The sequence below is a fragment of the Prevotella scopos JCM 17725 genome, from assembly GCF_018127785.1.
GTDB classification, from domain to species: domain Bacteria; phylum Bacteroidota; class Bacteroidia; order Bacteroidales; family Bacteroidaceae; genus Prevotella; species Prevotella scopos.
Genome location: NZ_CP072390.1, coordinates 923,421 through 947,882, shown reverse-complemented (window position 1 = coordinate 947,882; position 24,462 = coordinate 923,421). Strand labels below are relative to the sequence as shown.

Below are 24,462 nucleotides of genomic sequence, written 5' to 3'. Positions count from 1 at the left end.
AATGATTATTAGATAGTTACAAGGATTTTAAGCACATTTTTGTCATATAGGCCAAAATTTTTCACAAGGAATAATGCTGCGGAATTGAGGTTTTAGATAAATGTTTGGAATTTCCTTCCAAACCTATATCGTGTAAAGATAACTATACACTTTGATAAAGGGATAAAAAAGAAAAAGCGATGACCTTCACAGGGAATCGCTTTAATTACTCAATAGGTATTAGTCTTTTAAAGGTAAAAGATTGTTTTCAGGATAACAGTCACAAAGATATGTTATTTTTACTTTCCGTGCAAACTTTTCGTAGATTATTTTTTCGTTGTAAAAATGTGTGCGAACACATGTTTGTATTAATTCATTCTTAGGTAAAAAAAGGCTCAACATTATTGTTTTAAAGAACTATTTGGCGTTTTAAGATTATAGATTTTATGATATTCATTTTGTAGATGAAGGTGGTTTTGTAATGTAACGTGAGTTGTTCGGAGTCTATAACATTTATCTTATTCTTTATACTTTTGTTTGATAATTTGCCCATTGGACGTTTTTGTTATCTAGGGTTTTTCCTTTATTCATAGATTATATTTAACTTTGCAAGAAATTTGTATGTGAGTAAAATTAAATTTAAAAGCAAAATCTGTCATTACTACGTTTATAAATGATTATGAAGAAAAGAACAATTTTATTGTTTGGACTGCTCTTTATATTTCTGACTGCTGTTGCAGGCGGAAGAATTAAGGTGGCATGTGTGGGTAATAGTGTGACATGGGGGATGACAATCGCTGATAGGGAAAAGAATTGTTATCCAGCGCAGCTACAACAGATGTTAGGAAGTGGTTATGAAGTTAGAAACTTCGGACACTCTGGTACAACGTTGCTTCATCTCGGACATCGTCCTTATATCGAACAAAAAGAATATAAGGAGGCTTTGGACTTCAAGGCAGACCTAGTTGTTATTCACCTTGGACTCAATGATACCGATCCACGCAACTGGCCAGAACATAGTGAGGATTTTAATGCTGATTACATCCGACTGATTGACAGTTTTCGTCAGGCAAATCCTAAGGCAAAGATTTGGATTTGTCTTATGTCACCCATCTTTGACCGCCATCCTCGTTTTGAGAGTGGTACACGTGATTGGTACGCACAGATTCAGCAACATATTCGACAAGTTGCGACTGCTACACGAACATCGTTGATCGACTTAAATACGCCTTTATACAGTCGTCCTGACCTTCTTGCAGATGCGATCCATCCGAATGCTGAAGGTGCAAAGATAATTGCTGAGACCGTATATGGTGCTCTGACAGGTAATTATGGAGGACTTTCGCTTTCGCCATTGTATTCAGATGGCATGGTTGTTCAGCGTGGCAGACCAATTGTTTTTTGTGGAAAGGCAAATACGGGAGAAATGGTTAAGGTAAATTTCAATGGACGTACGCTCTCTTCTGTTGCAGACGGCGCCGGGAAGTGGAGAGCCTCTTTCCCAGCAGAGAAGGCTGGTGGCCCTTATAAAGCAATGATAAGTACGAAGAAACAGAAACTTACGCTTAAGGATATCTACGTCGGTGAGGTATGGCTCTGTTCAGGACAATCGAATATGGAATTACCTGTTAATGCTGTTCAGAGTAGAAAGCAAGATTTAGATGAGGCTGATAGTCAAACTTGTTTACACCTTTTTAATATGTCGGCAATTTATCTAACAACTGCTGTAAAATGGTCGGCTAGTGCTTGTGACTCTGTTAATCGTCATCAGTATCTTCGTATCGGACCATGGCGTAACTGCTCTCGTGAGTCTTTGAGTGGCTTCTCATCAGTGGCTTATCACTTTGGAAAGAAGCTAGCCGATAGCTTGCAAGTTCCTGTAGGTATTATCTGTAATGCTGTTGGTGGAACGACGACAGAGTCATGGATAGATCGCCATACTTTGGAGGAACGGATGCCAGCTATTCTGCGTGATTGGTACCATGGTGACTATGGAATGAAATGGGCACGTGAGCGAGCTTTACAGAATGTCAGTGTGAGTAAGAATCCTTTGCAGCGTCATCCTTTTGCACCAACTTATATGTTTGAAGCAGGTATGTTACCTTTAAAAGGTTATTCGATCAAGGGAGTTGTCTGGTATCAAGGTGAGTCAAATGCGCATAATACGGAACTACACGAACGACTTTTCTCTATGTTGGAGAAGAGTTGGCGTCGGTTCTTCCATAATCCCGAATTACCATTTTACTTCGTACAGCTCTCTAGTCTAAATCGTCCTTCATGGCCACGTTTTCGTGACTCACAGCGTCGTATGGCTTTAACATTACGTAATACGTGGATGGCTGTAACAACTGATGTAGGTGACTCCTTAGATGTTCATTATACCAATAAAAAGCCTGTTGGAGAACGCCTTGGTTTACAAGCGTTGCATCATAGCTATGATTACATGATTGAATCTGAAGGGCCAGTCTGTCATTCTGTGTTGATAAAAGATAATGCACTTGAATTACAATTTACTCATGTGCAGTCACTTTCTGCTAAGGGTAATCACCTTGTTGGCTTCGAGGTTGCAGGTGCTGATGGTATTTATTATCCTGCTGAGGCACAGATAACATCGCCTAACACAATTCTTGTTCGGTCGTCTTCTGTTCATCGTCCTCGTGCAGTCCGTTATGGCTGGCAACCTTTCACACGCGCAAACCTTGTGAATGAAGTAGGATTACCATGTAGTACCTTTCAATGGCAAGTTAAGAAGTAAGCGATTCAGATGATAATAGCTTAATCGTATTGCGCATTAAGCAGTATGTTTCGCACATGCATGATAACATGCTGCAATGTGTTTATCAGTTCGCACTATTGGTGCGGGGCATCTGCACCATTGGTGTTCACCCTCCGCACCATTGGTGTTCACGCTCCGCACCAATTGTGTGGAGTAATGTTACATGAATAAAACATCTCGTGATAGACTCAATTGTTGTATTCTGTCAGTGATTATTAGGTGTGGAAGATGTTTATTAGATGAAAAAAAATAAAGTTATTCAATCGGAGGAGGGGGCAAGATTTGTTATTTGCCACCTCACAACGATAGTTTTATTATTACTTGCTATAATTCACAATAGGCTTTTGTGCTTTCATTTCATGCAGTTGTGATGTAAGGTGGCGATAGAGTTGTTCTACGACCTGCGGATGAGCGGAGGCTACGTTGTAGTTTTCGGATAGGTCGTTCGACAGGTCATAAAGTTCTTTCTGACCTGTCAGATAGGAATAGATCAATTTCCATTTTCCCTCACGAATGGCACAATTCAGGCTGATGCCTAGTCCTTCTCCATCCCATATATTAGGATAATTCCATATCAATTGTCGGTTCTCAAAGTTTTGTTGCTTACCACGAAGGAGAGGGGTGATGTCCCGCCCATCGATAGTTTGTGGTACGTGACAGTTTTTGATGCCTGCCATAGAAAGTAAGGTTGGATAGAGGTCTTCTATAATAATAGGTGTATGAGAACGAGTATTCGGCTTTACAACATTCTTCCATCTCACAATAAAAGGTACTCTTATTCCTCCTTCATAAAGTGAACCTTTGCCGCTTTTGAGCGGTGCATTCTGGGTGTAGAGTTCGCCATCTCTCCAATATGATGACGAAGCGAGCCCACCATTATCACTCATAAAGATAATAATTGTTTCGCGATTGAGGCCAGCTTTTTCTATCCAGTCCATGAGGTCGCCCAGACTTTTGTCCATTCCTGCTATCAATGAGGCGTAAGCAGCCTCTTTCTCTGAGAGTCCACGTGCTCGGTATGTTGGGTAAAAACGCATATCTCTATCAATGGGAACATGTACGGCATAATGAGACATATACAGATAGAAAGGTTGGTTGTATTTTTTAGCTTTTTCTAAACTCGCAATAGCCTCTCTCGTTAAAGCTTCCGTTGCAAAAACTCCAGTACCCCAATAATGTTCCAAACCATGTATAGCGAACGGAGATGTTGGCTTCCCATCCTTCGTGAAACCATAGTTGCGTTCGCTGAGATAGGTTGCTAATCCACCAGCAGCGGTGCCAGTAATGTTCGTTTCAAAGCCAAAATGACAGGGGTTCTCTCCCGGAGTATCAATTGCGCCCCAGTGAGCTTTGCCACAATGGATGGTGTGATAACCGGCATCCTTTAGAAGTTGAACAAAGGATATGGCTTTTGTAGTGTGACCTACATTACCACTTTGTGCGATACCATTGTAATTCCAGTCCGGCAGTGTAACACCTTCTCGTTTCCCATCTGTCATCTGGTCGCGATGTAAAGTCCAATTCGTTACTCGGTGTCGGGCCATATTCATACCTGTCATTAGGCTACATCTGGAAGGTGAGCTGATAGGTGTCGCATAGGCATCAGTAAACATCATACCCTCTGCTGCGAGTCTTTTCATATTCGGTGTGTCGTACTTTCGATTATTAGCAGTAATCGAGTCAGCAAAAGGCAGAGACGTGTCTTGCCATCCCATGTCATCTACCATGAATAAAATTATGTTGGGTTGTTTCTTTACTCCTTGAGATTTGACTGGTGTAGGAGTCCCAAAAGCAAGTAGCGAAATCGTTGCCAATAGGGTAGAGGGGTTCTGAGAACGATTGAAAGTATGCATGTTCATTGTAATAAAGAATCAATATTGGGGGACTTAGTTATGCTACAAAGTTAATAAAAAAGTTGGTATTCGTCATATAAATCAATATTGTTGTTAGTTGGACTATTGAGGTTGAATCATTTCAGATGGTCTATTTCTGGAGCTGATTCAAGATAGAAAGGTGAGCTTCCAAAGATTGGTGTGATACTGCATATCTAATAATAGCATACAGGAAACTGATGAAATACAGGAAAACTGAGATATAGTGTACAATATGCTGAAATCTTTAGTAACAAACGTTATTAATTTATACCTTGCATTACTCAAATAACATCACATCTTAGTTACATAAAACCTTCGTTTGCACATGTCATTTCTAAAAAGAAAAAGAAAAGTTACAAATAATTTGGATTAATCAGAAAATCTTATTACCTTTGCACTCGCTTTCTGAAAGCATAGGGAGATTCGCTAGCTCAGCTGGTAGAGCACAACACTTTTAATGTTGGGGTCATGGGTTCGAGCCCCATGCGAATCACTGAAAAACAAGAGGAATATCCACAAGGGTATTCCTCTCTTGTTTTATTATCTGCGTGTTATAATACTATGTTTAAAATGATAAAGTTGATAAACTCCTCCGATTTTAGGGTCTTCAGGAATTTGGAGTGATGCTATGATATCCTTTGTGCCACTTGTTAGTAAAGAAGATTTGCAAACAGTTCATTATAAGCACTTTGTAGCGTGTATAACCCATGTAGTACAATAATAACTTTCGTAACCTTTAAATTAGTACTTTGTATTCTTTAATATCAGTAAATAAAGGAGCTGTAAAAGTATATAACTTATAAAAGTTATTGATTATCAGACATTAAACACTATCACTCCAAATTCCTGAAGAACCCGATTTTAGAGATTAGTAGTGTAAATCCAAACTACCTTGCAATATTTACTCGGAGTGTATGTTGGTTGTCAATTAGAAATTGTAAAAAAAAGTAGGCATCAAACTTTGATTTGTAAAATTAGTTTTTATATTTGCAGAAACTAATAATTTAAATTACAAACGAACGAAACAATCAATTTGTATGGATGGGGGAGTAAACTCTCTGTCACCTATAAAACCTCGAAGACTAACCTCTTTGTACCTATGGGCAGCATCGTTCCTCCTCTATCTACTAATGTGGCTTTAACGCTGAAAACCGATTACTGTGGAAATATGATTTATGAGAATGGACAATTAAGCAAGATTCTTACCGATGTGGGATACATCACACTTGCGAATTCCACTCCAACATACCATTACTACTTGCAGGACCACTTTGGAAACAATCGTGTAGTGATAGATGAGCATGGACAAGTGGAGCAAATGAATCATTACTATGCCTTTGGTGGACTGATGGGTGAGAGTACAGGCGGAGGCACACAATCTTACAAGTACAACGGTAAGGAACTTGATCGTATGCACGGATTGGATTGGTATGATTATGGTGCACGCCATTATGATGCTGTGCTGGGAAGATGGATGTGTGTGGATCCGTTGGTGGAGAAGTATCCCAGCGTTGGAGGATATGTGTATTGTGTGGATAATCCTGTGAGATATACCGACCCTATGGGAATGGAAATTGAAGAAGGAAATCTAAAAGAATGGGTAAATTTAAAGCAAGAGATTGAAAGACAAAGAGATAATCTTCAAACTGACATTAATAAATTAAATGCCAAAGCGAGGGTCAAAGGTTGGAGTTCTGAAAAATTGGCGGTTAAAATAGGAAATAAGGCAGAAAGATTAGCCAGTTTAAATTCGAGTATTGTAACGATGGAAACTTTGGAAACCAGTAGCCAAGTTTATAGTTTATCTCACACTGCGGATGGTGAAAATGGTGGCGTAACATTAAACACGAACACAAATGTTATTGATATAAAATTTGGTAGTACGGCCAATTTCGTTCACGAAATGACACACGCAGGGCAGTTTGAAACGGGTGATGTCGCATTTTTAAATACAGGAATGACTATATTACAAGATGTATATGAAGAGATGGCTGCATACAAAGCGCAATTTGGGTACAGTCCTTCTTCTGTTTCCGGTTTAACTTCTACTTCTGTTGCAAATTCATTCAGTGAAATTACGCCCGCATGGGTACAAGGATTAAAAGATGCAACAGGTAGTATGCCTTATGCTGAGGGCGGTTCGGCAAATACAGGGCTGATACCTGTAAATATCAATTCAACGAGAGCTGCTCTTATTCAAGCATATCCGTGGAAAGCGGCGGGATTCAGACAATTACCTGAGAATTACAATTTAAGAACACTGCAAGGAGTATATTATAAAAGATGAGGAAAATAATAGCATATTCAACTATTTTAATTTTATCCCAAGTTTAACCGGTAAAAATATTTTTCATAAATTTTCGGGATGTTTTATGTAGTATTAATTTCATAAAAGACTGATAATCAAGCATAGGGTATTGTAACGAGGAGTAAAATCTGATTTGTAGGACACCGTCATATCAAAATTATTTTGTTACTTTGCACTCATGCACGCAAATGTACAGACACGATTCAACCCTGCAACAGGCGACATGGCTCCTTTTTATCGCATTAAGGAGTCATATCGTGACGTGCAGGGTCATGTACATTCGCTAATTCTGTTGAACATCGGGTTCGAACCTTCACTTACAGCCGTACAGGTTCGAAAAATTGCATACGCACTTACCGAACGCTTCAAAAACAGAAGTACACCCTCGCTTTTCAAGGAACATCTTGACGGACTTACTCCTATTGAACAGGTAAAGGCTGATGAATGGTGGAGCCGTATGGAGAACGAAGGTGGAATTGATAGGTTTAACAAGGAAGAGCAGAAGTCGCTGAGAAAATATGAGAACTACGTTGACCTTGAGACGGCAAAATATACTAACGCAAGGAATGTCGGTGCTGAGTGGCTCTGCAAGCAGACGATAGACAAACTGCAATTAGAGGATTTCCTGCGCAAAAACGGCTGGACGGAGAATACAATACACACAGCTTTGTCTGCATTGATTGTTCGCACAGTATATGCTGTTTCTGAACGTTCGTCTTATTATTATTTGCGTGATAACTCGGCTGCTGGTGAACTTTATAGTGGAGTTCCTGGCTGGACACCAGGAATCAATTCTCTGTATAAAGTCACTGACAAATTATATGAACTAAAGGAACAGTTAGAGCGTCATCTGTGCAACGTTACTGACGATCTCTTTAATATAGACAACAAGTTGATGCTCTTCGACTTAACCAACTTCTATTTCGAGGGCAGCAAGCGTAACAGCAACAAGGCCAAGTTCGGCCGATCAAAAGAAAAACGCTCTGACTGTAAGCTACTTGTACTTGCACTATGTATCAATAAAGAAGGTTTTATACGTTATTCTTCTATCTTGGAGGGTAATACAGCAGACCCTAAGTCTCTGCTCAATATGATTGATACGTTAGCAAAGAGGAGTCCATCACGGACAAAAGATACGCTCGTTGTCATGGATGCAGGTGTTGCCACGGAAGAGAACTTGGAGCTGATCAAAAGAAAAGGTTACAATTATCTCTGCGTATCCCGTACAAAGATGAAGGACTATACGCTCAGTGATGATAACAAGAGTGTTACGGTAATGGATGCCCGTCGGCAGAAAATAACGCTGAAAGAGGTTAAGACAGAAGATGATAAGGATTATTATCTCGAAATAACATCTCCTTCGAAAGCTATGACAGAGTCGTCTATGAACAGGGTCTGGAGAGAGCGTTTTGAGATGGAACTGAAGAGAATAAACGATGGAATCTCCAAGAAAGGTGGAACAAAAACCTATGAAAAGGTTGTTGAACGTACAGGACGTGCCATACAGAAGTACCCATCTATAGCGAAGTTCTATCAGATAAGCTACATAAAAGAAGAGAAGAAACCCAAGCAGATGCTGCGCGTAGACTGGGAGATAAAAGACCTCTCTGAAATGGAGTCCGGTCACGGAGTCTACTTCCTCCGCAGCAATATCAGGACACTTTCTGAGCGTGTGACATGGGAATACTACAATCTCATTCGTGAGATAGAATGCACGAACAGGCAACTAAAGAATGACCTCAACCTCCGTCCTATCTATCATCAGAAAGATGAGCGAAGCGACGCACACCTCTTCTTCGGTTTATTAGCCTATTGGGTGGTAAACACCATCCGCTGTCAATTAAAACGAGAAGGAGAATCCTGTTACTGGACCGAGATTGTACGACGTATGAGCACCCAGAAGCTCGTCACAACAAAAGGGAAGAATCCATTAGGTGAGAACATCGAGATGCGCCAATGTAGTAGTCCTTCGAAGCAAGCAAAACAGATATACGATAAGTTGAACTTAAAACACTCACCATTCAAAAAGAATAAAATTTGTAGGACACAGAGTCCATAAGAAAAACGAGGAGAGTACGGTGACTGCAAGAAATAGGCGAAAGTGGGGGTTAAACTTGGGTTAGAATAATTGACCCCTAACGGAAAGGGATGGGTTGAAACAAAGGACCAGGGCGTCTATTGGGATGAAAGAGTCAACTCTGCTAAAGACGGAAAGTTTATCCCAGAAGGTAAGGTGGAAGATATTTAGGAAATACTGTAAATATGTTCGATAATCAAGGACAATATAAATTCGGTGATAATCAAGGGAATATTCTTTCAGCCCACCCAATGGATGAAGTGTCTGTATCCCATAAAAAACATGTTAATTTCTTAGACATTCTAAGTAATATGGGACTGGAACTTTGTAGATATAAAGAATTACCAAAAACTCCTTCAGGTATCTATGCCCCTTTTAACTTTGACGCAATAGGATGGAAAGCTGGATTTAGTTTTCAAATTGTCAATTTACATTACTCTTATGGTCTTGGTTTCACAATTAGTGGTTCTGAGGGAGGTCTTTATAGCATTATGTCTGCGGGGGGGTGATTTGGCTAAACCTGCTTTAAGTTTTAATGCATATATCAACCTTGTTGGATACAAAAACCATACAATTTGGTTCTTCAGGAATTTGGAGTGATAGTGTTTAATGTCTGATAATCAATAACTTTTATAAGTTATATACTTTTACAGCTCCTTTATTTACTGATATTAAAGAATACAAAGTACTAATTTAAAGGTTACGAAAGTTATTATTGTACTACATGGGTTATACACGCTACAAAGTGCTTATAATGAACTGTTTGCAAATCTTCTTTACTAACAAGTGGCACAAAGGATATCATAGCATCACTCCAAATTCCTGAAGACCCAAATTTCTGACATATCCAAGTATTTTGAGAACTTTGTTTCTCAGACACTTGGAGTTCTTAAAAGATTTTACGCTGCGGAATTAAGGTAATTGTAAAAAATAATAGGTCAATAGAGACCACTTTAAACAAATGATTCGTTATGTAGTTAAACTTTACCTTTAAGAACAATAATACAATCATCAAACTTAAGAACAAGGATATTGCTCCTACAAATAAGCTATCTATCTCTTTCGTTCTCTAATATAGCTTGCATACGTGCTACCTCTTCCGGATGTTCTGTAGCGATATTATTTGTTTCATACGGACTTACCATCATATCATATAACTGTGGAACAGGTAGATTACCAGTTTCTATTTTAGGTCCCCACTGAATCATCTTTGGGCCATTACTTGGCTCAATATACCGATATTGAGAAGTAAGAACAGATAGAACATGGGTGTTTGATTGTCCAATAACATAGTCACGACCTTTGAAATCACTACCTAACAGAGTTGGGAGATAATTACGGCTATCTGGCACACTACCTTTCGGGAATCGTGCACAAATAAGCGAGCCTAATGAAGAAATGAGATCTATCTGACTCATAAGCGCCTTGGAAACAACACCTCCCTTAATTTCACGAGGCCAAGAAACAACAAATGGCACAGCTGTTCCACCTTCAAATGCACTATATTTATTTCCACGGAAAGGTCCTGCTGGACTATGTCCATTAAGTAATTCTTTAGCTCTATCTTTATAGCCGTCGTCAACTACAGGTCCGTTGTCACTAGTGAGAATTACAAGTGTTTTATCAGCTATCTTTAATTCACACAATTTCTTCATTATCTGACCAACTGTCCAATCAAATTGAACAATTGCATCACCTCTTAATCCCATAGCGTATTTACCACGAAAACGTTTATGTGGAAATCGAGGAACGTGAACATCATTTGTTGCAAAATACATAAAGAAAGGTGTTTTCTTGTGATCCTCCATGAACTTCATGGCATGTGTGAGCATTGAATCTGCGAGGTTTTCATCCTTCCAAAGCGCCTTTCCCCCTCCCTTCATATATCCAATTCTACCAATTCCATTGACGATTGACATATCATGGCCATGGCTAGATTGCATATTGTAAAGTAGATCCGGATTATTTCGTCCTGTTGTTCACCTTCAAAATTCTTCACGTATGAAACTTCAATTGGAGAAGTGGAATCATAGCTTGCAACCATCCCATTCTCAATAAAAACACAAGGAACACGATCTGCAGTTGCAGCCATAATATAATGATAATCAAAACCAATATCGCCTAATGCTTCTGGTAAGGGGGCATTCCAATCTTGTTCACCTCCTTTATCGCCCAGTCCAAGATGCCACTTACCTATAGCACAAGTTGCGTAACCACAACTCTTAAACATGTCTGCCATAGTAAACTGACTTGGCTTTATAATCATACCAGCATTTCCCGCTGCGACGTCTGTACCCTTACGTCTCCATGCATATTCACCTGTGAGAAGTGAATAACGTGAAGGAGTACTTGTTGCTGCAACAGCATGTCCATTCAAAAAACGGATTCCTGAGTGCGCCAACCGATTGACATTAGGTGTCTTAACGTTTTTCGCACCATAACATTCCAAGTCCCCATAACCAAGGTCATCGGCCAATATGATAATAACATTTGGCTTATCTTTATCTGAATTCAATGATTGTGCATCAGCTATCTGACTAGTTCCACAAGTAGATGATAATAATGCAATTGTTAGCAGTTTACGTTCCATCGTTTTTTGATATGATAAATTATTTGTGGTTGCTCTTGAAAGTAATATTCATGAAATTATTTTCAGATACATCCACCTTTCAGATTGAAGCGAACGCAAAGAAAATTAAAATATTTGAGATAATCAAATTTTTCATAATATTATTAGATATAAATCTGACATGACACTACATTTTTGGTTCTTCCGTTAAATGGATAGATATCTCTGATTAGTTATATATAAAAAGCTGGTATTATGTATCTTTGTAGTGACCAAACTTCAAAAACATGAATACCAGCATAATGCAAAACGCCTTAGGCGTCTCCCAACAAGCTTGTCAGAATCTGCGCTACGAAGGTAATAACTTAGTTTTAGAAATCCAAACTCCAAAGGAAAAACTTTGCTGTCCTGTATGTGGGAGTCATAATATTAATCGTAACGGCAGTCATATTCGTCGCTTTGTAAGTGTTCCTATAGGTCTGAGCAAGACTTATATAGACATGCGTGTACAGCGTATTCAATGTCACGACTGTGGCTGTATCAAACAAGAAAACGTCGCCTTTGCGAAAGGGAAACGCCGGCACACAATAGCCTTTGCGAATATGGTTCTTGACTTGTCTCGCTTTGCTACAATCCAGGACATATCATGGTTTCTTCAGGTATCTTGGGATGTAGTGCGTAATATACAGATGGAGTTTCTGCAGTCGAATTACTCCAACCCAGACCTTTCTACTTTAAGGCGTATTTCCATTGATGAGTTTGCCACTCATAATGGGCATGTATATAAGACCATAGTTGTAGATTTGGATAATGGTCATATTGTTTATGTCGGTGATGTCAATGGGAAGAATGCCCTTGATGGTTTCTGGGACCGTCTCGGCAAGGACAAAGAACATATACAAGCAGTATGTACAGACCTTTCTGCAGCATATACAAGATCTGTAAGTGAGCATCTTCCCAATGCAGCACTTGTAGTAGCCCACTTTCATGTAACCAAGCTTATGAACGAAAAGCTGGACTTGCTAAGAAGACAGTTATGGCATGTGGAAAAGGACGTCAACAAGCGTAAAGTAATCAAAGGAACACGTTGGTTGTTGCTTAGAAATGGAAATGATATTTTTGATTATGCACACAGAAATAGACTGGAGAACGCCCTAAGCCTAAACCGTCCGCTAATGATTGCCTATTATCTCAAAGAAGATCTTAAGGAAATATGGAATCAGTGTAGTAAGCAAAAGGCTAAAGCTGTGTTGGATGAATGGGTAAAGCAAGCTATAGAATCCAAAATACAGCCATTAATGAAAATGGCGTCAACTATTAGAGCATACAAGACATATATATTAGCATGGTATGACCATTATATAACAAACGGAACTATAGAAGGAATTAACAACAAAATAAAGGTTTTGAAAAGACAGATATATGGGTTCAGAAATGAAGAATACTGCAAATTAAGACTATATGCACTGCATGATAGACGTCTACGCATTTAACGGAAGAACCACATTTTTTAGGTTGATAAATTCTTTTATAAAATCATACTTATTAACACTTAGATTAGTTTTATCGATAAATATAAACTATTCGCACATATTAATAAACGTGAAAATAGTAGTTATACCAGTAAAAAAGTCATCAAAAAAATTGCAATAAAGAAAAAAAAGACTATCTTTGCTGCAAAAAGAAAAGGAGGATTATTATTTTTGAAAGGATTTTTTATCATTTACCGTCTACGACAAGCCTTCATTGGACAAGGTTCAATGAAGAAAAGAATGTTCACGATAACAATAATATCTAATTTTAAGGCTTATGACGGAGATTTCACTTATAGCATTTGATGCTGACGATACATTGTGGGGTAGTCAGACCTACTTTAATACAATGGAAAAAGTATACTGTGAGATTCTTGCCCCTTATGCTTCTGCTGCTGAAGTGTCTCATGCTCTCCGCGCCACTGAACAGGCCAACATACCACTTCTTGGTTATGGAAGTAAGGCTTTCATGTTATCACTAATAGAGAATGCGGTCAAAATCAGTCACGGAAATGTAAAGGGAAATGACATCGGACAAATCGTTGAGGTTAGCAAGGAGTTGTTACGACTACCTGGGCACCCTTTTGATGGTGTTAAAGCAACTCTTAAAAAAGTTCGTGACACAGGTAGATACCGAATGATTGTGTTTACAAAAGGAGAATTACTTGACCAGGAAAACAAGTTTCAACGTTCGGGATTACGACCATACTTTGATGACATTGTTATCGTATCAGAAAAAACATCTGATGCCTACAGACGACTTTGTAAACAGTTTGGCGTAAAATCAGGACAATTACTTACGGTTGGTGATTCTTTTACAGAAGATATTGAGCCTGCACTTAAAATAGGAGCATGGGCTGTTCACATACCTAATTATATGGACAATAAAGATACTGATTATCTACATAAGATACATCAACGTATGTTAAGATTACCCACGTTTTCCGGGCTAACAAATTTTCTATGTCCTGTTCCAAGACTGGTTGATGAAAGCAAACTTTCCTGACGGAAGCTCATAGATGCAGAAGAATACTATGTTTCCAATAAAGGAAACTCAGAATGAATTATCGATTTATCCATTACGAGCTAGTAAATCATAAAGTAACGAGTAGGAAGAAAACGAAATGTTTATCTTCCTACTTTCATTTGATAACCACTTTGTAACTTCGTAGGAAGATGATTGAGATTTGATATATTTCATTTTCACCTATTGGATGAAGGATATTGAATATTGGGTGATATTGGTCATGTCTATTCTACACTTTCTCAGTGTGTGGCATGATATCGTGAGACTTCCTTAATTATTTCATACTTGCAGGGAAAAGCTTAAAATTAATAGGCAACCTCGTTTTGCAGAGATATCTTAAACTTATTTTCCTGTCATTCCTATCATTTACACTAATTGCTTAGCTTATTATATCTCAGCAAGATACATGAAATATTAAAAGTGACAACAAACTAAAATAGGGAATTTCAGTTAATTCACTCCTGAACCTGCCAAGAGCATTCAAAAACTGGATTCTTTTTCTTGGAAAAGTTCCTAGAAAAAGAATTTGCAGTGTTTTCTGCTCAAAAATCTCAAATGTTGAGCCGTATGGGCATACCTGCCCCTTCCATACCTGCCTATGGATGGATATAAATCACCTTATCTTTTTATCAAGCCACCTTCTTCATGTCCCTGGCCATCAGCCTTGCGGCAAGAATGGCGGCATTAGCCGTATGGATTCCGAAGAAGAGCAGTAATGTTTCGCTGAACATGTTACGTGCCTTGATGCGCCCAACGGCATAGTGCTGTTTCTGATTCCCGAAGCTGCCCTCCATTACAGTGGCCCTGAGGTTTCCAATAATCTTTCTCGCCGTCCTGAGACATTCTGATTCTTCTTTGGGCTTGGGACCTTTTCTGACGAAACAGGTGGTTATGCCTTTTTCCGTACACATTGTTCGGTTGGCATTGTTGGCATATATGGAATCGGCACCGACACGCTTAACTTTGACCCCCGTCAGAGATTCCTGATACTCAACACATTGCTTAAGACGAACACCCTCGTTGAAAGCCTCAAAGCTGTGGTGTTCTATGAATGATATGCCGTCAATCTGTATGTTGTTGACCTTTGCCCCAAACTCCACACGCTTGTTTTCCTTGCCCCTAACAATGGGACGGAGGTAGGGGCGGTCGATGCTGACAATACGGTGCCTGACTTCCTTGCCTGAAAACAAGGCTGACTGTTGGCGGAATACGGCACGTATGGCGGATAGACGCTTTTCCTGTTCTGCCGACAGGCTGATACAAGGGCTATACAATTTGCAAAGACGGTACCACTGAGAAAGAAGTTTGGAGAGCAGTTTCAGAAGTCTTCTCCTGAGCTTTCGCGTGGATGATGCTGTGTGCTTGCGCTGCTTGGCGTATGCAAGCCTAGCCTTGTCAACATCATTATACTTGCTCCTCGGAACACGCTCCGACAGGTGCTTACACTCGGAGACGAGCAGCTTGTGAAGCCAATGGCAACACTCCCAGAGTAGCTTGATGTCTGTCGGGAAGCGCAGGTAGCTCTCATAACAGGTCGCATCCGTCAGGCATAGGTCCTTGTCCTTGAGGCTGTCTTTCCATTTGGCGTACAATATGCCCTGAAGGCTGTCTATGTCAAGAAGACGGGCAAGACGGTTGCGTATGGCGCTTACAATCTTTCCATCCCTGATGGGACAGGAAGGGTCTATCAGAGCGTCACAGAACATCTGCATGTGGATGCTTCCGTTAAGCATCTCTATCAAGCCATCGTCAGACAGACCTGTGTATGACTTGAGGAACATCAGGGCTATTTCTCCCTCACACGAAAAAAGAGGCTTTTTGCCCCGCTTGCTCTTATGGCTACGACTCGTACATGCTGCTGCCAACTCCTTAAGTGGGAGCTGGGAATGGATACGTCCAAGTTCGCTTTTTGCAAAGCTGTCACGATAGCTCTGTAAAAAATCAAACTCTGTAAAGGGCAAAGTTGGTGTTATATCAGAAATTTTTTGTATCTTCACGACGTTTTTTTTAAATTTTTCCCCCGATTCTGCCCGTGAAGGGTCGTTCGGGGGATTTTATGTAAAGGTACAAATAATATATTACACTGACAAACAATTAGTTAGAAAAATTCTGAATATCCCTATTTAGTGGTTATAGGGATTGGGTCAGTTAAAGCACGCCGAGGAGTGGCTTTTGTTTTCTGATAATATCGGTCCAAATCTTGCCATAGACGAGACGGCTCTCTCCAACGGAGAACTTTATACGATAGTAACCAATCGGGACAAACATGGCAAGAAAGGCTGTTTGGTCGCTGTCGTTGCAGGTACAAAGGCTGAGAAGGTATGTGAGGTACTTGACAGGATAGATGATCAAAAACGTGAGAAGGTCGAAGAGGTGACACTTGATTTATCTGATAGTATGCGCAAGATAGTACGCCACTGCTTCCCAAAGGCTAACCCAAGTTTAACCGGCAAAAATATTTTTCATAAATTTTCGGGATGTTTTATGTAGTATTAATTTCATAAAAGACTGATAATCAAGCATAGGGTATTGTAACGAGGAGTAAAATCTGATTTGTAGGACACCGTCATATCAAAATTATTTTGTTACTTTGCACTCATGCACGCAAATGTACAGACACGATTCAACCCTGCAACAGGCGACATGGCTCCTTTTTATCGCATTAAGGAGTCATATCGTGACGTGCAGGGTCATGTACATTCGCTAATTCTGTTGAACATCGGGTTCGAACCTTCACTTACAGCCGTACAGGTTCGAAAAATTGCATACGCACTTACCGAACGCTTCAAAAACAGAAGTACACCCTCGCTTTTCAAGGAACATCTTGACGGACTTACTCCTATTGAACAGGTAAAGGCTGATGAATGGTGGAGCCGTATGGAGAACGAAGGTGGAATTGATAGGTTTAACAAGGAAGAGCAGAAGTCGCTGAGAAAATATGAGAACTACGTTGACCTTGAGACGGCAAAATATACTAACGCAAGGAATGTCGGTGCTGAGTGGCTCTGCAAGCAGACGATAGACAAACTGCAATTAGAGGATTTCCTGCGCAAAAACGGCTGGACGGAGAATACAATACACACAGCTTTGTCTGCATTGATTGTTCGCACAGTATATGCTGTTTCTGAACGTTCGTCTTATTATTATTTGCGTGATAACTCGGCTGCTGGTGAACTTTATAGTGGAGTTCCTGGCTGGACACCAGGAATCAATTCTCTGTATAAAGTCACTGACAAATTATATGAACTAAAGGAACAGTTAGAGCGTCATCTGTGCAACGTTACTGACGATCTCTTTAATATAGACAACAAGTTGATGCTCTTCGACTTAACCAACTTCTATTTCGAGGGCAGCAAGCGTAACAGCAACAAGGCCAAGTTCGGCCGATCAAAAGAAAAACGCTCTGACTGTAAGCTACTTGTACTTGCACTATGTATCAATAAAGAAGGTTTTATACGTTATTCTTCTATCTTGGAGGGTAATACAGCAGACCCTAAGTCTCTGCTCAATATGATTGATACGTTAGCAAAGAGGAGTCCATCACGGACAAAAGATACGCTCGTTGTCATGGATGCAGGTGTTGCCACGGAAGAGAACTTGGAGCTGATCAAAAGAAAAGGTTACAATTATCTCTGCGTATCCCGTACAAAGATGAAGGACTATACGCTCAGTGATGATAACAAGAGTGTTACGGTAATGGATGCCCGTCGGCAGAAAATAACGCTGAAAGAGGTTAAGACAGAAGATGATAAGGATTATTATCTCGAAATAACATCTCCTTCGAAAGCTATGACAGAGTCGTCTATGAACAGGGTCTGGAGAGAGCGTTTTGAGATGGAACTGAAGAGAATAAACGATGGAATCTCCAAGAAAGGTGGAACAAAAACCTATGAAAAGGTTGTTGAACGTACAGGACGTGCCATACAGAAGTACCCATCTATAGCGAAGTTCTATCAGATAAGCTACATAAAAGAAGAGAAGAAACCCAAGCAGATGCTGCGCGTAGACTGGGAGATAAAAGACCTCTCTGAAATGGAGTCCGGTCACGGAGTCTACTTCCTCCGCAGCAATATCAGGACACTTTCTGAGCGTGTGACATGGGAATACTACAATCTCATTCGTGAGATAGAATGCACGAACAGGCAACTAAAGAATGACCTCAACCTCCGTCCTATCTATCATCAGAAAGATGAGCGAAGCGACGCACACCTCTTCTTCGGTTTATTAGCCTATTGGGTGGTAAACACCATCCGCTGTCAATTAAAACGAGAAGGAGAATCCTGTTACTGGACCGAGATTGTACGACGTATGAGCACCCAGAAGCTCGTCACAACAAAAGGGAAGAATCCATTAGGTGAGAACATCGAGATGCGCCAATGTAGTAGTCCTTCGAAGCAAGCAAAACAGATATACGATAAGTTGAACTTAAAACACTCACCATTCAAAAAGAATAAAATTTGTAGGACACAGAGTCCATAAGAAAAACGATGAAAGCACGATGACAGTTAGATTAGGCGAAAGTGGGTGTTAAACTTGGGCTAAACGTGTAATTGACAGGTTTCATATCCAAAAGCTTGCCTGTGATGCCGTACAGCAAATGAGGATAGACTATCGTTGGGAAGCCATACAGGAGGCAAATGACGAAATGGAAGAAGCCAAACTTATGGGAAAGAAATATCAGCCTTGTACCTTTGAGAATGGAGATACGAAGAAAGAATTGCTGGTCAGAAGTAGATACCTTCTCTTCAAGTCTTCTGAGAAATGGACAGACTCACAGAAGCGGAGAGCTAAGATACTCTTCGAACAGTATCCAAAGCTTAAGACTGCCTATGGGTTGTGTCATTCTCTGAGAATGATCTTTGCCAAGAATACCATCAAGGATGCTGCAAGGCTATCAATGGCTAAATGGTACAATAAAGTGGAAGAGGCAGGATTCCATTCTTTCAATGTTATTGCTGCCACATTCTATGAGCACTATGATGATATACTTAATTTCTACAACAATAGAACATCTAATGCGGCAGCAGAGTCATTCAACTCAAAAATAAAGTTATTCAGAAGTAATCTTAGAGGAGTGCAAGATAAAAGTTTCTTTTTATTCAGAATCAAAAACCTATATGCATAATCCCCACCTTTTTCCTACTGAGCCCCCCCTTTTTCCTACTGAGCCATTTTTACTCACAAGAGAAGACTAAATATGACACAAAAAGAGCGGCCTCTTGCGAGAACCGCCCTGATGAAAGGAGGAGTGGTACCACCAGGAATCGAACCGGGGACACAAGGATTTTCAGTCCTTTGCTCTACCAACTGAGCTATGGCACCATCATATTTTGCAATGTTTAGAAAGATTTGTGCTTGCTTTCTCAATTGCGATGCAAAGGTACTACTTTTATTTGATTCCTCCAAACTTTTCTGAAAAAATATACCGCTATTTACATCCTTTAACAATTTATTTTTCCTTGGTGATAGGCCAACCTTGTGCCTTTAATGCGAACTCGTTACCATCTCGAGCTATAAGATATGTTCCTAAGTTTTCTTTTGTTATATAACCTATCTGTCTGATATTCTCTATCTTATCAATCTTCTCATGGTCACCGATAGGAACTGTAAAAAGAAGTTCATAGTCTTCTCCTCCATTTAAAGCGGCTGTTGTAAGATTCATATTGAACTCCTCACATGTTGCTGCAGTTTGATAATCAATAGGAATATTTTTTTCATAAATTCTACAACCGCAGTGACTTTTTTCGCAAATATGCTTTAAAGCGGTCGCTAAACCATCAGAGATATCTATCAATGAAGTAGGGTGTATTCCAGCTTGGCGAAGTTGGGTGAGAACATAGCCACGTGCTTCAGGTTTTAGCTGACGATCAATAAGATATTCTTTCCCAACAAAATCAGGCTGAAAATCTTCAATAACTGCACGTTCTCTACGCAAAGCCTCAAGACGTTTTTCATCTTTATTAGCCTGTGCTTCTTTTACCTTATTATTATACTCTTGAACTTGTTGAAAGTAAACTGTTTTTTCACGTTCAAGTAACTGTAAGCCCATATAAGCTGCACCTAGATCACCTGTTACACAGATGAGATCAGTTTCATTTGCTCCGCTGCGATAGATGATATCGTCCTTTGCTGCTTCACCAATACAAGTGATATTAATAGCAAGACCTGTATATGAAGAAGTTGTATCACCTCCTATTATATCTATGTCCCATTTGGTACATGCTTCTTTAAGTCCTGCATAGAATAGATCAAGATCTTCTACCTTAAAACGTTTACCTAGGCCCAATGAAACAATTAGTTGTCGTGGCTGACCGTTCATGGCAAAGATATTACTCATCGTTACCATTGCAACTTTGTATCCCAAATGCTCCATATCTATGTAGGTTAAATCGAAGTGCACACCCTCCATAAACATCTGTGAAGAAACGAGCGTCTCTCTATCTGAATAACGCAAGACAGCTGCATCATCACCAACTCCTTTAATGGTCGATACATTTGTAACTTGTATATCTTTTGTAAGTCGGTTGATTAAGCCGAATTCTCCAAGGTCTTTTATTTCCATTTACTTTATTATAGCTTAGTGATATAATGTCTAAGACGTCCTTTATCTATGATTTATAGGATAAAGAACGCCTTAGTATACTTGTTGTATGTATATAACTTATGAGCGTTTAATCATCTCACGCATAATCTCTGTCATACGTGGCTGTGCAGCATTAGCTGCCTCCTGAACCTCTTCATGGCTAACCTTTACGGGAACATCAAAGCCACCAAGATCAGTAATTACACTGATACCAAATACCTTAATACCACTATGGCGAGCGACAATAACCTCTGGTACGGTACTCATACCAACAGCATCACCTCCCATCTTGTGGTACATACGATATTCTGCAGGTGTTTCAAAGGTAGGACCTTGTACACCCATGTAAACTCCGTGTTGAACCTCAATATTTTTTTCTTTAGCAATAGAGTCTGCCAATTCTACTAACTTATGATCGTATGCCTCGTGCATATCAGGGAAACGTGGACCTGTTGGGAAGTTACGACCACGTAGCGGATGTTCTGGGAACATATTGATATGATCAGTAATAATCATAAGGTCACCAATCTTGAATGATGGATTCATACCTCCAGAAGCATTTGAAACAAACAATGTTTCGATACCTAACTCGTGCATTACACGAATTGGGAATGTAACATCCTTCATGTCATATCCCTCATAGAAGTGGAATCGCCCTTTCATAGCCATGATATCCTTACCTCCAAGTCTTCCAAAGATAAGACTTCCTGCATGTCCTTCTACTGTAGAAACAGGGAAATTAGGTATATCTTGATAAGAAAACGCGTAACTATCAGTTATCTCTGAAGCTAATTGTCCGAGACCTGTGCCCAGAATGATGGCTGTCTTTGGACTTGTGGTCATCCTCTCTTTTAGCCAAGATGCTGTTTCTTGAATTTTTTCGTACATAGGATATTATTTTTTGATTGAATGACTCTTCCTTGTCAAGCATAAAACTCACTTTAATAGGAAGCGCATAAATATTTTCTTTTACTTCGTCTGATAATTTGTCTATATCGATAAGTCGAGCCTTATCTTTCTCTGTTGTGACAATCAATTTTGGCTCAGGCATTTTAGCAAAGGTTTCATTAATACGATGAATATCTTTTGTAGTGAATGCATGATGGTCGGGGAAGGAGAGCGTTGTTAGCGCGTTGTTACCTGTGAAGGAATTCAAATCCAACTCCAACTGCTTTGGTGACATGATGCCTGCAAGCAATAAGATGTTTTTTCCTCTTATCTCTGTGAGTGGTATATTTCTTCCTTTATTGAAGATAGGTTCCAAGTCACAATAGTCTAATGTGGTAAAATAAAGCTGCTGGAAAGGGTAGAGTTCCATTGCCTTACTCAGCACACGATAGTCTATTGGGTTAAGACTCTTTGGGCACTTCGTGATGATAACAATATCTGCACGATTCTTTCCAGAGAGTGGCTCACGTAGTCTTCCTGCAGGAAGAAGTTTGTCATAGATGATAAGTCGGTGATAATCAACTAACAGAATGTTGATACCTGGATGCACATATCGGTGCTGAAAAGCATCATCTAAGAGAATAACATCTGTATCTTTTGTTTCTTCATCAGATGTTAGCCGATCTATTCCTTCACAGCGTTTCTTATCAACAGCAACACGAATGTCAGGGAATTTTGTTTTCATTTGATAAGGTTCGTCACCAATCTCACGCATAGGAGTGTTTTCATTCGCCAACACATATCCACGACTTTTACGTTTATAGCCGCGTGAGAGGACAGCCACCTTCATCTTATCCTTCAGCAATCGGATAAGATATTCTACGTGGGGAGTTTTTCCTGAACCACCCACAGTAATGTTACCAACAGATATGACTGGAATATCAAACTGTCTGGATTTGAGAATATTCAGTTCAAATAACTCATTGCGCAATCTTACTCCCAGCCCATAGAGCCAGCTGAAAGGCAACAGCCATTTATTTATTTTAATGTGGTCTCCTTCCATATATGATTAATGGATGTTAGGATAAAATGGCAGACGTGCCTGGATTGCACTCTGTTGGTCGATAGTCTTCAAGAGTGTAAAAGGCTCATAATAGTCACCTAAGCTTGCACGCAACTGCTGGCTTAAATAATTATTTGGCTTTGTCTGCTCTAACATTTGTTCCAAGATGTTTGGCTCCTTTGGATAAGCAGATGTTCTGTGATTTGGCAGCTTAGCAAGCTGTGCAGCCTTTGCTACAGCGACATCTAATCCACCAAGCTCATCAACAAGTCCTATCTTTTGAGCATCTTGCCCTGTAAACACATGGCCCTGTGCAACCTTCTCAACCTGTTCTTCTGTCATCTTACGTCCTTCTGCTACACGGTGACGGAAGAGTTTATAGCCACGGTTTACATATTGGCTAAGATATGACATTTCTTCTTCTGTGAATGGGCGAGCACGTGTGCCGAAGTCTGCGTATTTGTTGGTTTTTACCTCATCAAACTTTAAACCCAATTTCTCTCTTAGTAGACCGCTAACATCAGGGAACATTCCAAAGATACCAATAGAGCCTGTAATTGTTGTAGGCTCAGCAACAATCCAGTTGGCTGGAGCTGACATATAATAGCCGCCTGAAGCAGCCATTCCACCCATACTAACCACGACAGGCTTCAGTTTCTTCAGTTCCATAATCTGATGCCAGATTTGCTCTGATGCATAAGCAGAGCCACCGCCAGAGTTGACACGTACGACAACAGCCTTAACATCTTTGTCTTTTGCCAGCTTCTCCAAATCCTTACAAACAACTTGTGCATCAATCTGATGACCTTGTGAGAAGAGACCTCCTACAACACCATCAACAATATCACCATAAGCGTAGTAGACAGCAACCTGATTTTCTTTATCGCCTTGATTCTTATCTTCAGTATTCAGCATATCAGCAATTGTAACCTGATTGATATCTTTATCATCCTCAAGTCCTAACTGTTTCTTAACGATTCCTTTTATCTGGTCTGTATAAACTAAGCCATCAACGAGCTTTAATTTTACATATTCTTGTGGGTCAGCAAAGGTTATCATACTGTCAGCGTATGCGTTCAATTGTTCTACTGATAATCCTCTGCTTGCGCCAACTTCCTTTGTAATATTCCCCCAGATACTATTTAAGTAGGCTGATGTCTGCTCACGGTTTGCGTCACTCATCTTCTCACCAGTGAACATTTCTGTAGCACTTTTATAAGCACCAACCTTTACAACCTGCATTTTTACACCAAACTTCGCCAAGAGGTCCTTAATGAAAACAGGTTCAGAAGCCAATCCGTGCCAGTCAATTTGTCCTTGTGGATTTAGATAGACCTTGTCAGCAACAGAAGAAATATAGTATGTACCCTGTGTGTAAGTATCTGCGTAAGTAATAATCCATTTCTTACTTTTTTTGAAATCAAGGAGTGCTTTACGTAAAGCCTGCATTGAAGCGTATGAGTCAGAGGCAAAGCCACCTGCTTCGATGTATATACCCTTTATTTTATCGTTGTCTTTAGCTTTTCTGATACCTTCAAGCATATTATCAAGACCCAAACTATTAATCTGAGTGCCTTGCAACTGACTAAGGAAATTATTTTCACTTCGTTCTGCCATTTGTCCAGAAAGATTCAATACAAGTACTGAGTTGTCTTCAGGTTCTTTGGTTGTATCTTGCGATGCAATCATACCAACAATAGTAAAAAGCGCAAAGAGTCCCGTAACGATGCTAAACAACATCATTCCAAAGAAAGAAGCAAAAACGAATTTGAAAAATTGTTTCATA

Annotated in this window: 13 protein-coding genes, 2 tRNA genes and 3 pseudogenes; 10 read left to right on the top strand and 8 right to left on the bottom strand. The window is 39.8% G+C overall.

Going from position 1 to position 24,462, the window contains the following annotated elements:
- The first annotated feature begins 652 nt into the window (after positions 1-652).
- A complete protein-coding gene (locus J4856_RS09370) occupies positions 653-2,734 on the top strand; it encodes a GDSL-type esterase/lipase family protein (RefSeq protein ID WP_065367781.1) in 2,082 nt (693 codons plus the stop codon).
- A 338-nt stretch (positions 2,735-3,072) separates the two neighbouring features.
- On the opposite strand, the gene J4856_RS09365 is transcribed toward J4856_RS09370, so the two are convergent.
- Positions 3,073-4,614 carry a sulfatase gene (locus J4856_RS09365; protein ID WP_065367782.1) on the bottom strand — a complete coding sequence of 514 codons (1,542 nt, stop codon included), beginning with the start codon at positions 4,612-4,614 and terminating at the stop codon, positions 3,073-3,075.
- Between the two features lie 435 nt (positions 4,615-5,049).
- Here J4856_RS09365 and J4856_RS09360 point away from each other — a divergent pair.
- The 4 genes from J4856_RS09360 (at position 5,050) to J4856_RS09345 (ending at position 9,523) form a co-directional block, all read left to right on the top strand.
- Positions 5,050-5,122: transfer RNA gene (locus J4856_RS09360), tRNA-Lys, on the top strand.
- Between the two features lie 606 nt (positions 5,123-5,728).
- A complete protein-coding gene (locus J4856_RS13470; RefSeq protein ID WP_065367783.1) occupies positions 5,729-6,916 on the top strand; it encodes an RHS repeat domain-containing protein in 1,188 nt (395 codons plus the stop codon).
- A 199-nt stretch (positions 6,917-7,115) separates the two neighbouring features.
- The gene (locus tag J4856_RS09350; protein ID WP_065367784.1) at positions 7,116-8,996 is read left to right on the top strand and encodes an IS1634 family transposase; all 1,881 of its coding nucleotides are present in this window, start codon (positions 7,116-7,118) and stop codon (positions 8,994-8,996) included.
- A gap of 203 nt (positions 8,997-9,199) precedes the next feature.
- Positions 9,200-9,523: a hypothetical protein gene (locus J4856_RS09345; RefSeq protein WP_025840016.1), complete on the top strand. Its 324-nt coding sequence runs from the start codon at positions 9,200-9,202 to the stop codon at positions 9,521-9,523.
- 540 nt (positions 9,524-10,063) lie between these two features.
- Here J4856_RS09345 and J4856_RS09340 read toward each other — a convergent pair.
- Positions 10,064-11,604: pseudogene (locus J4856_RS09340) on the bottom strand (sulfatase-like hydrolase/transferase).
- A 266-nt stretch (positions 11,605-11,870) separates the two neighbouring features.
- Here J4856_RS09340 and J4856_RS09335 point away from each other — a divergent pair.
- Entirely contained in the window at positions 11,871-13,076 is a 1,206-nt protein-coding gene (locus J4856_RS09335) for an ISL3 family transposase (RefSeq protein WP_065367786.1), read from the top strand.
- A gap of 316 nt (positions 13,077-13,392) precedes the next feature.
- On the top strand, positions 13,393-14,121 hold the full coding sequence (locus J4856_RS09330) for an HAD family hydrolase (RefSeq protein WP_025840006.1): 729 nt from the start codon (positions 13,393-13,395) through the stop codon (positions 14,119-14,121).
- Positions 14,122-14,771: 650 nt separating this feature from the next.
- Here the strand turns inward: J4856_RS09330 and J4856_RS09325 are convergent.
- Entirely contained in the window at positions 14,772-16,139 is a 1,368-nt protein-coding gene (locus J4856_RS09325) for a DDE transposase (RefSeq protein WP_211817815.1), read from the bottom strand.
- 128 nt (positions 16,140-16,267) lie between these two features.
- On the opposite strand from J4856_RS09325, the pseudogene J4856_RS09320 reads away from it, so the two are divergent.
- The 3 genes and pseudogenes from J4856_RS09320 to J4856_RS09310 form a co-directional block, all read left to right on the top strand.
- Positions 16,268-16,575, top strand: a pseudogene (locus tag J4856_RS09320) (transposase); the annotation flags it as partial.
- A 165-nt stretch (positions 16,576-16,740) separates the two neighbouring features.
- Positions 16,741-18,621 (top strand): IS1634 family transposase, encoded by a 1,881-nt coding sequence (locus J4856_RS09315; RefSeq protein ID WP_065367784.1) that lies wholly within the window; start codon positions 16,741-16,743, stop codon positions 18,619-18,621.
- 58 nt (positions 18,622-18,679) lie between these two features.
- Positions 18,680-19,267: pseudogene (locus J4856_RS09310) on the top strand (ISAon1 family transposase); the annotation flags it as partial.
- Positions 19,268-19,391: 124 nt separating this feature from the next.
- Here the strand turns inward: J4856_RS09310 and J4856_RS09305 are convergent.
- The 5 genes from J4856_RS09305 to sppA all read right to left on the bottom strand — a co-directional run bounded on the left by J4856_RS09305 (position 19,392) and on the right by sppA (position 24,461).
- Positions 19,392-19,464 (bottom strand) — tRNA-Phe (locus J4856_RS09305).
- Positions 19,465-19,591: 127 nt separating this feature from the next.
- Positions 19,592-20,704, bottom strand: a complete 1,113-nt coding sequence (locus tag J4856_RS09300) for a thiamine-phosphate kinase (RefSeq protein WP_025839930.1) — start codon at positions 20,702-20,704, stop codon at positions 19,592-19,594.
- A 99-nt stretch (positions 20,705-20,803) separates the two neighbouring features.
- The gene (locus J4856_RS09295) at positions 20,804-21,613 is read right to left on the bottom strand and encodes a purine-nucleoside phosphorylase (RefSeq protein ID WP_072904696.1); all 810 of its coding nucleotides are present in this window, start codon (positions 21,611-21,613) and stop codon (positions 20,804-20,806) included.
- Positions 21,498-22,676 (bottom strand): tetraacyldisaccharide 4'-kinase, encoded by a 1,179-nt coding sequence (gene lpxK / locus J4856_RS09290; RefSeq protein WP_025839933.1) that lies wholly within the window; start codon positions 22,674-22,676, stop codon positions 21,498-21,500. Before lpxK ends, J4856_RS09295 begins: the two co-directional genes overlap by 116 nt.
- Positions 22,677-22,682: 6 nt before the next feature.
- Entirely contained in the window at positions 22,683-24,461 is a 1,779-nt protein-coding gene (gene sppA, locus J4856_RS09285) for a signal peptide peptidase SppA (RefSeq protein WP_065367790.1), read from the bottom strand.
- Between the last annotated feature and the right edge of the window lies 1 nt (position 24,462).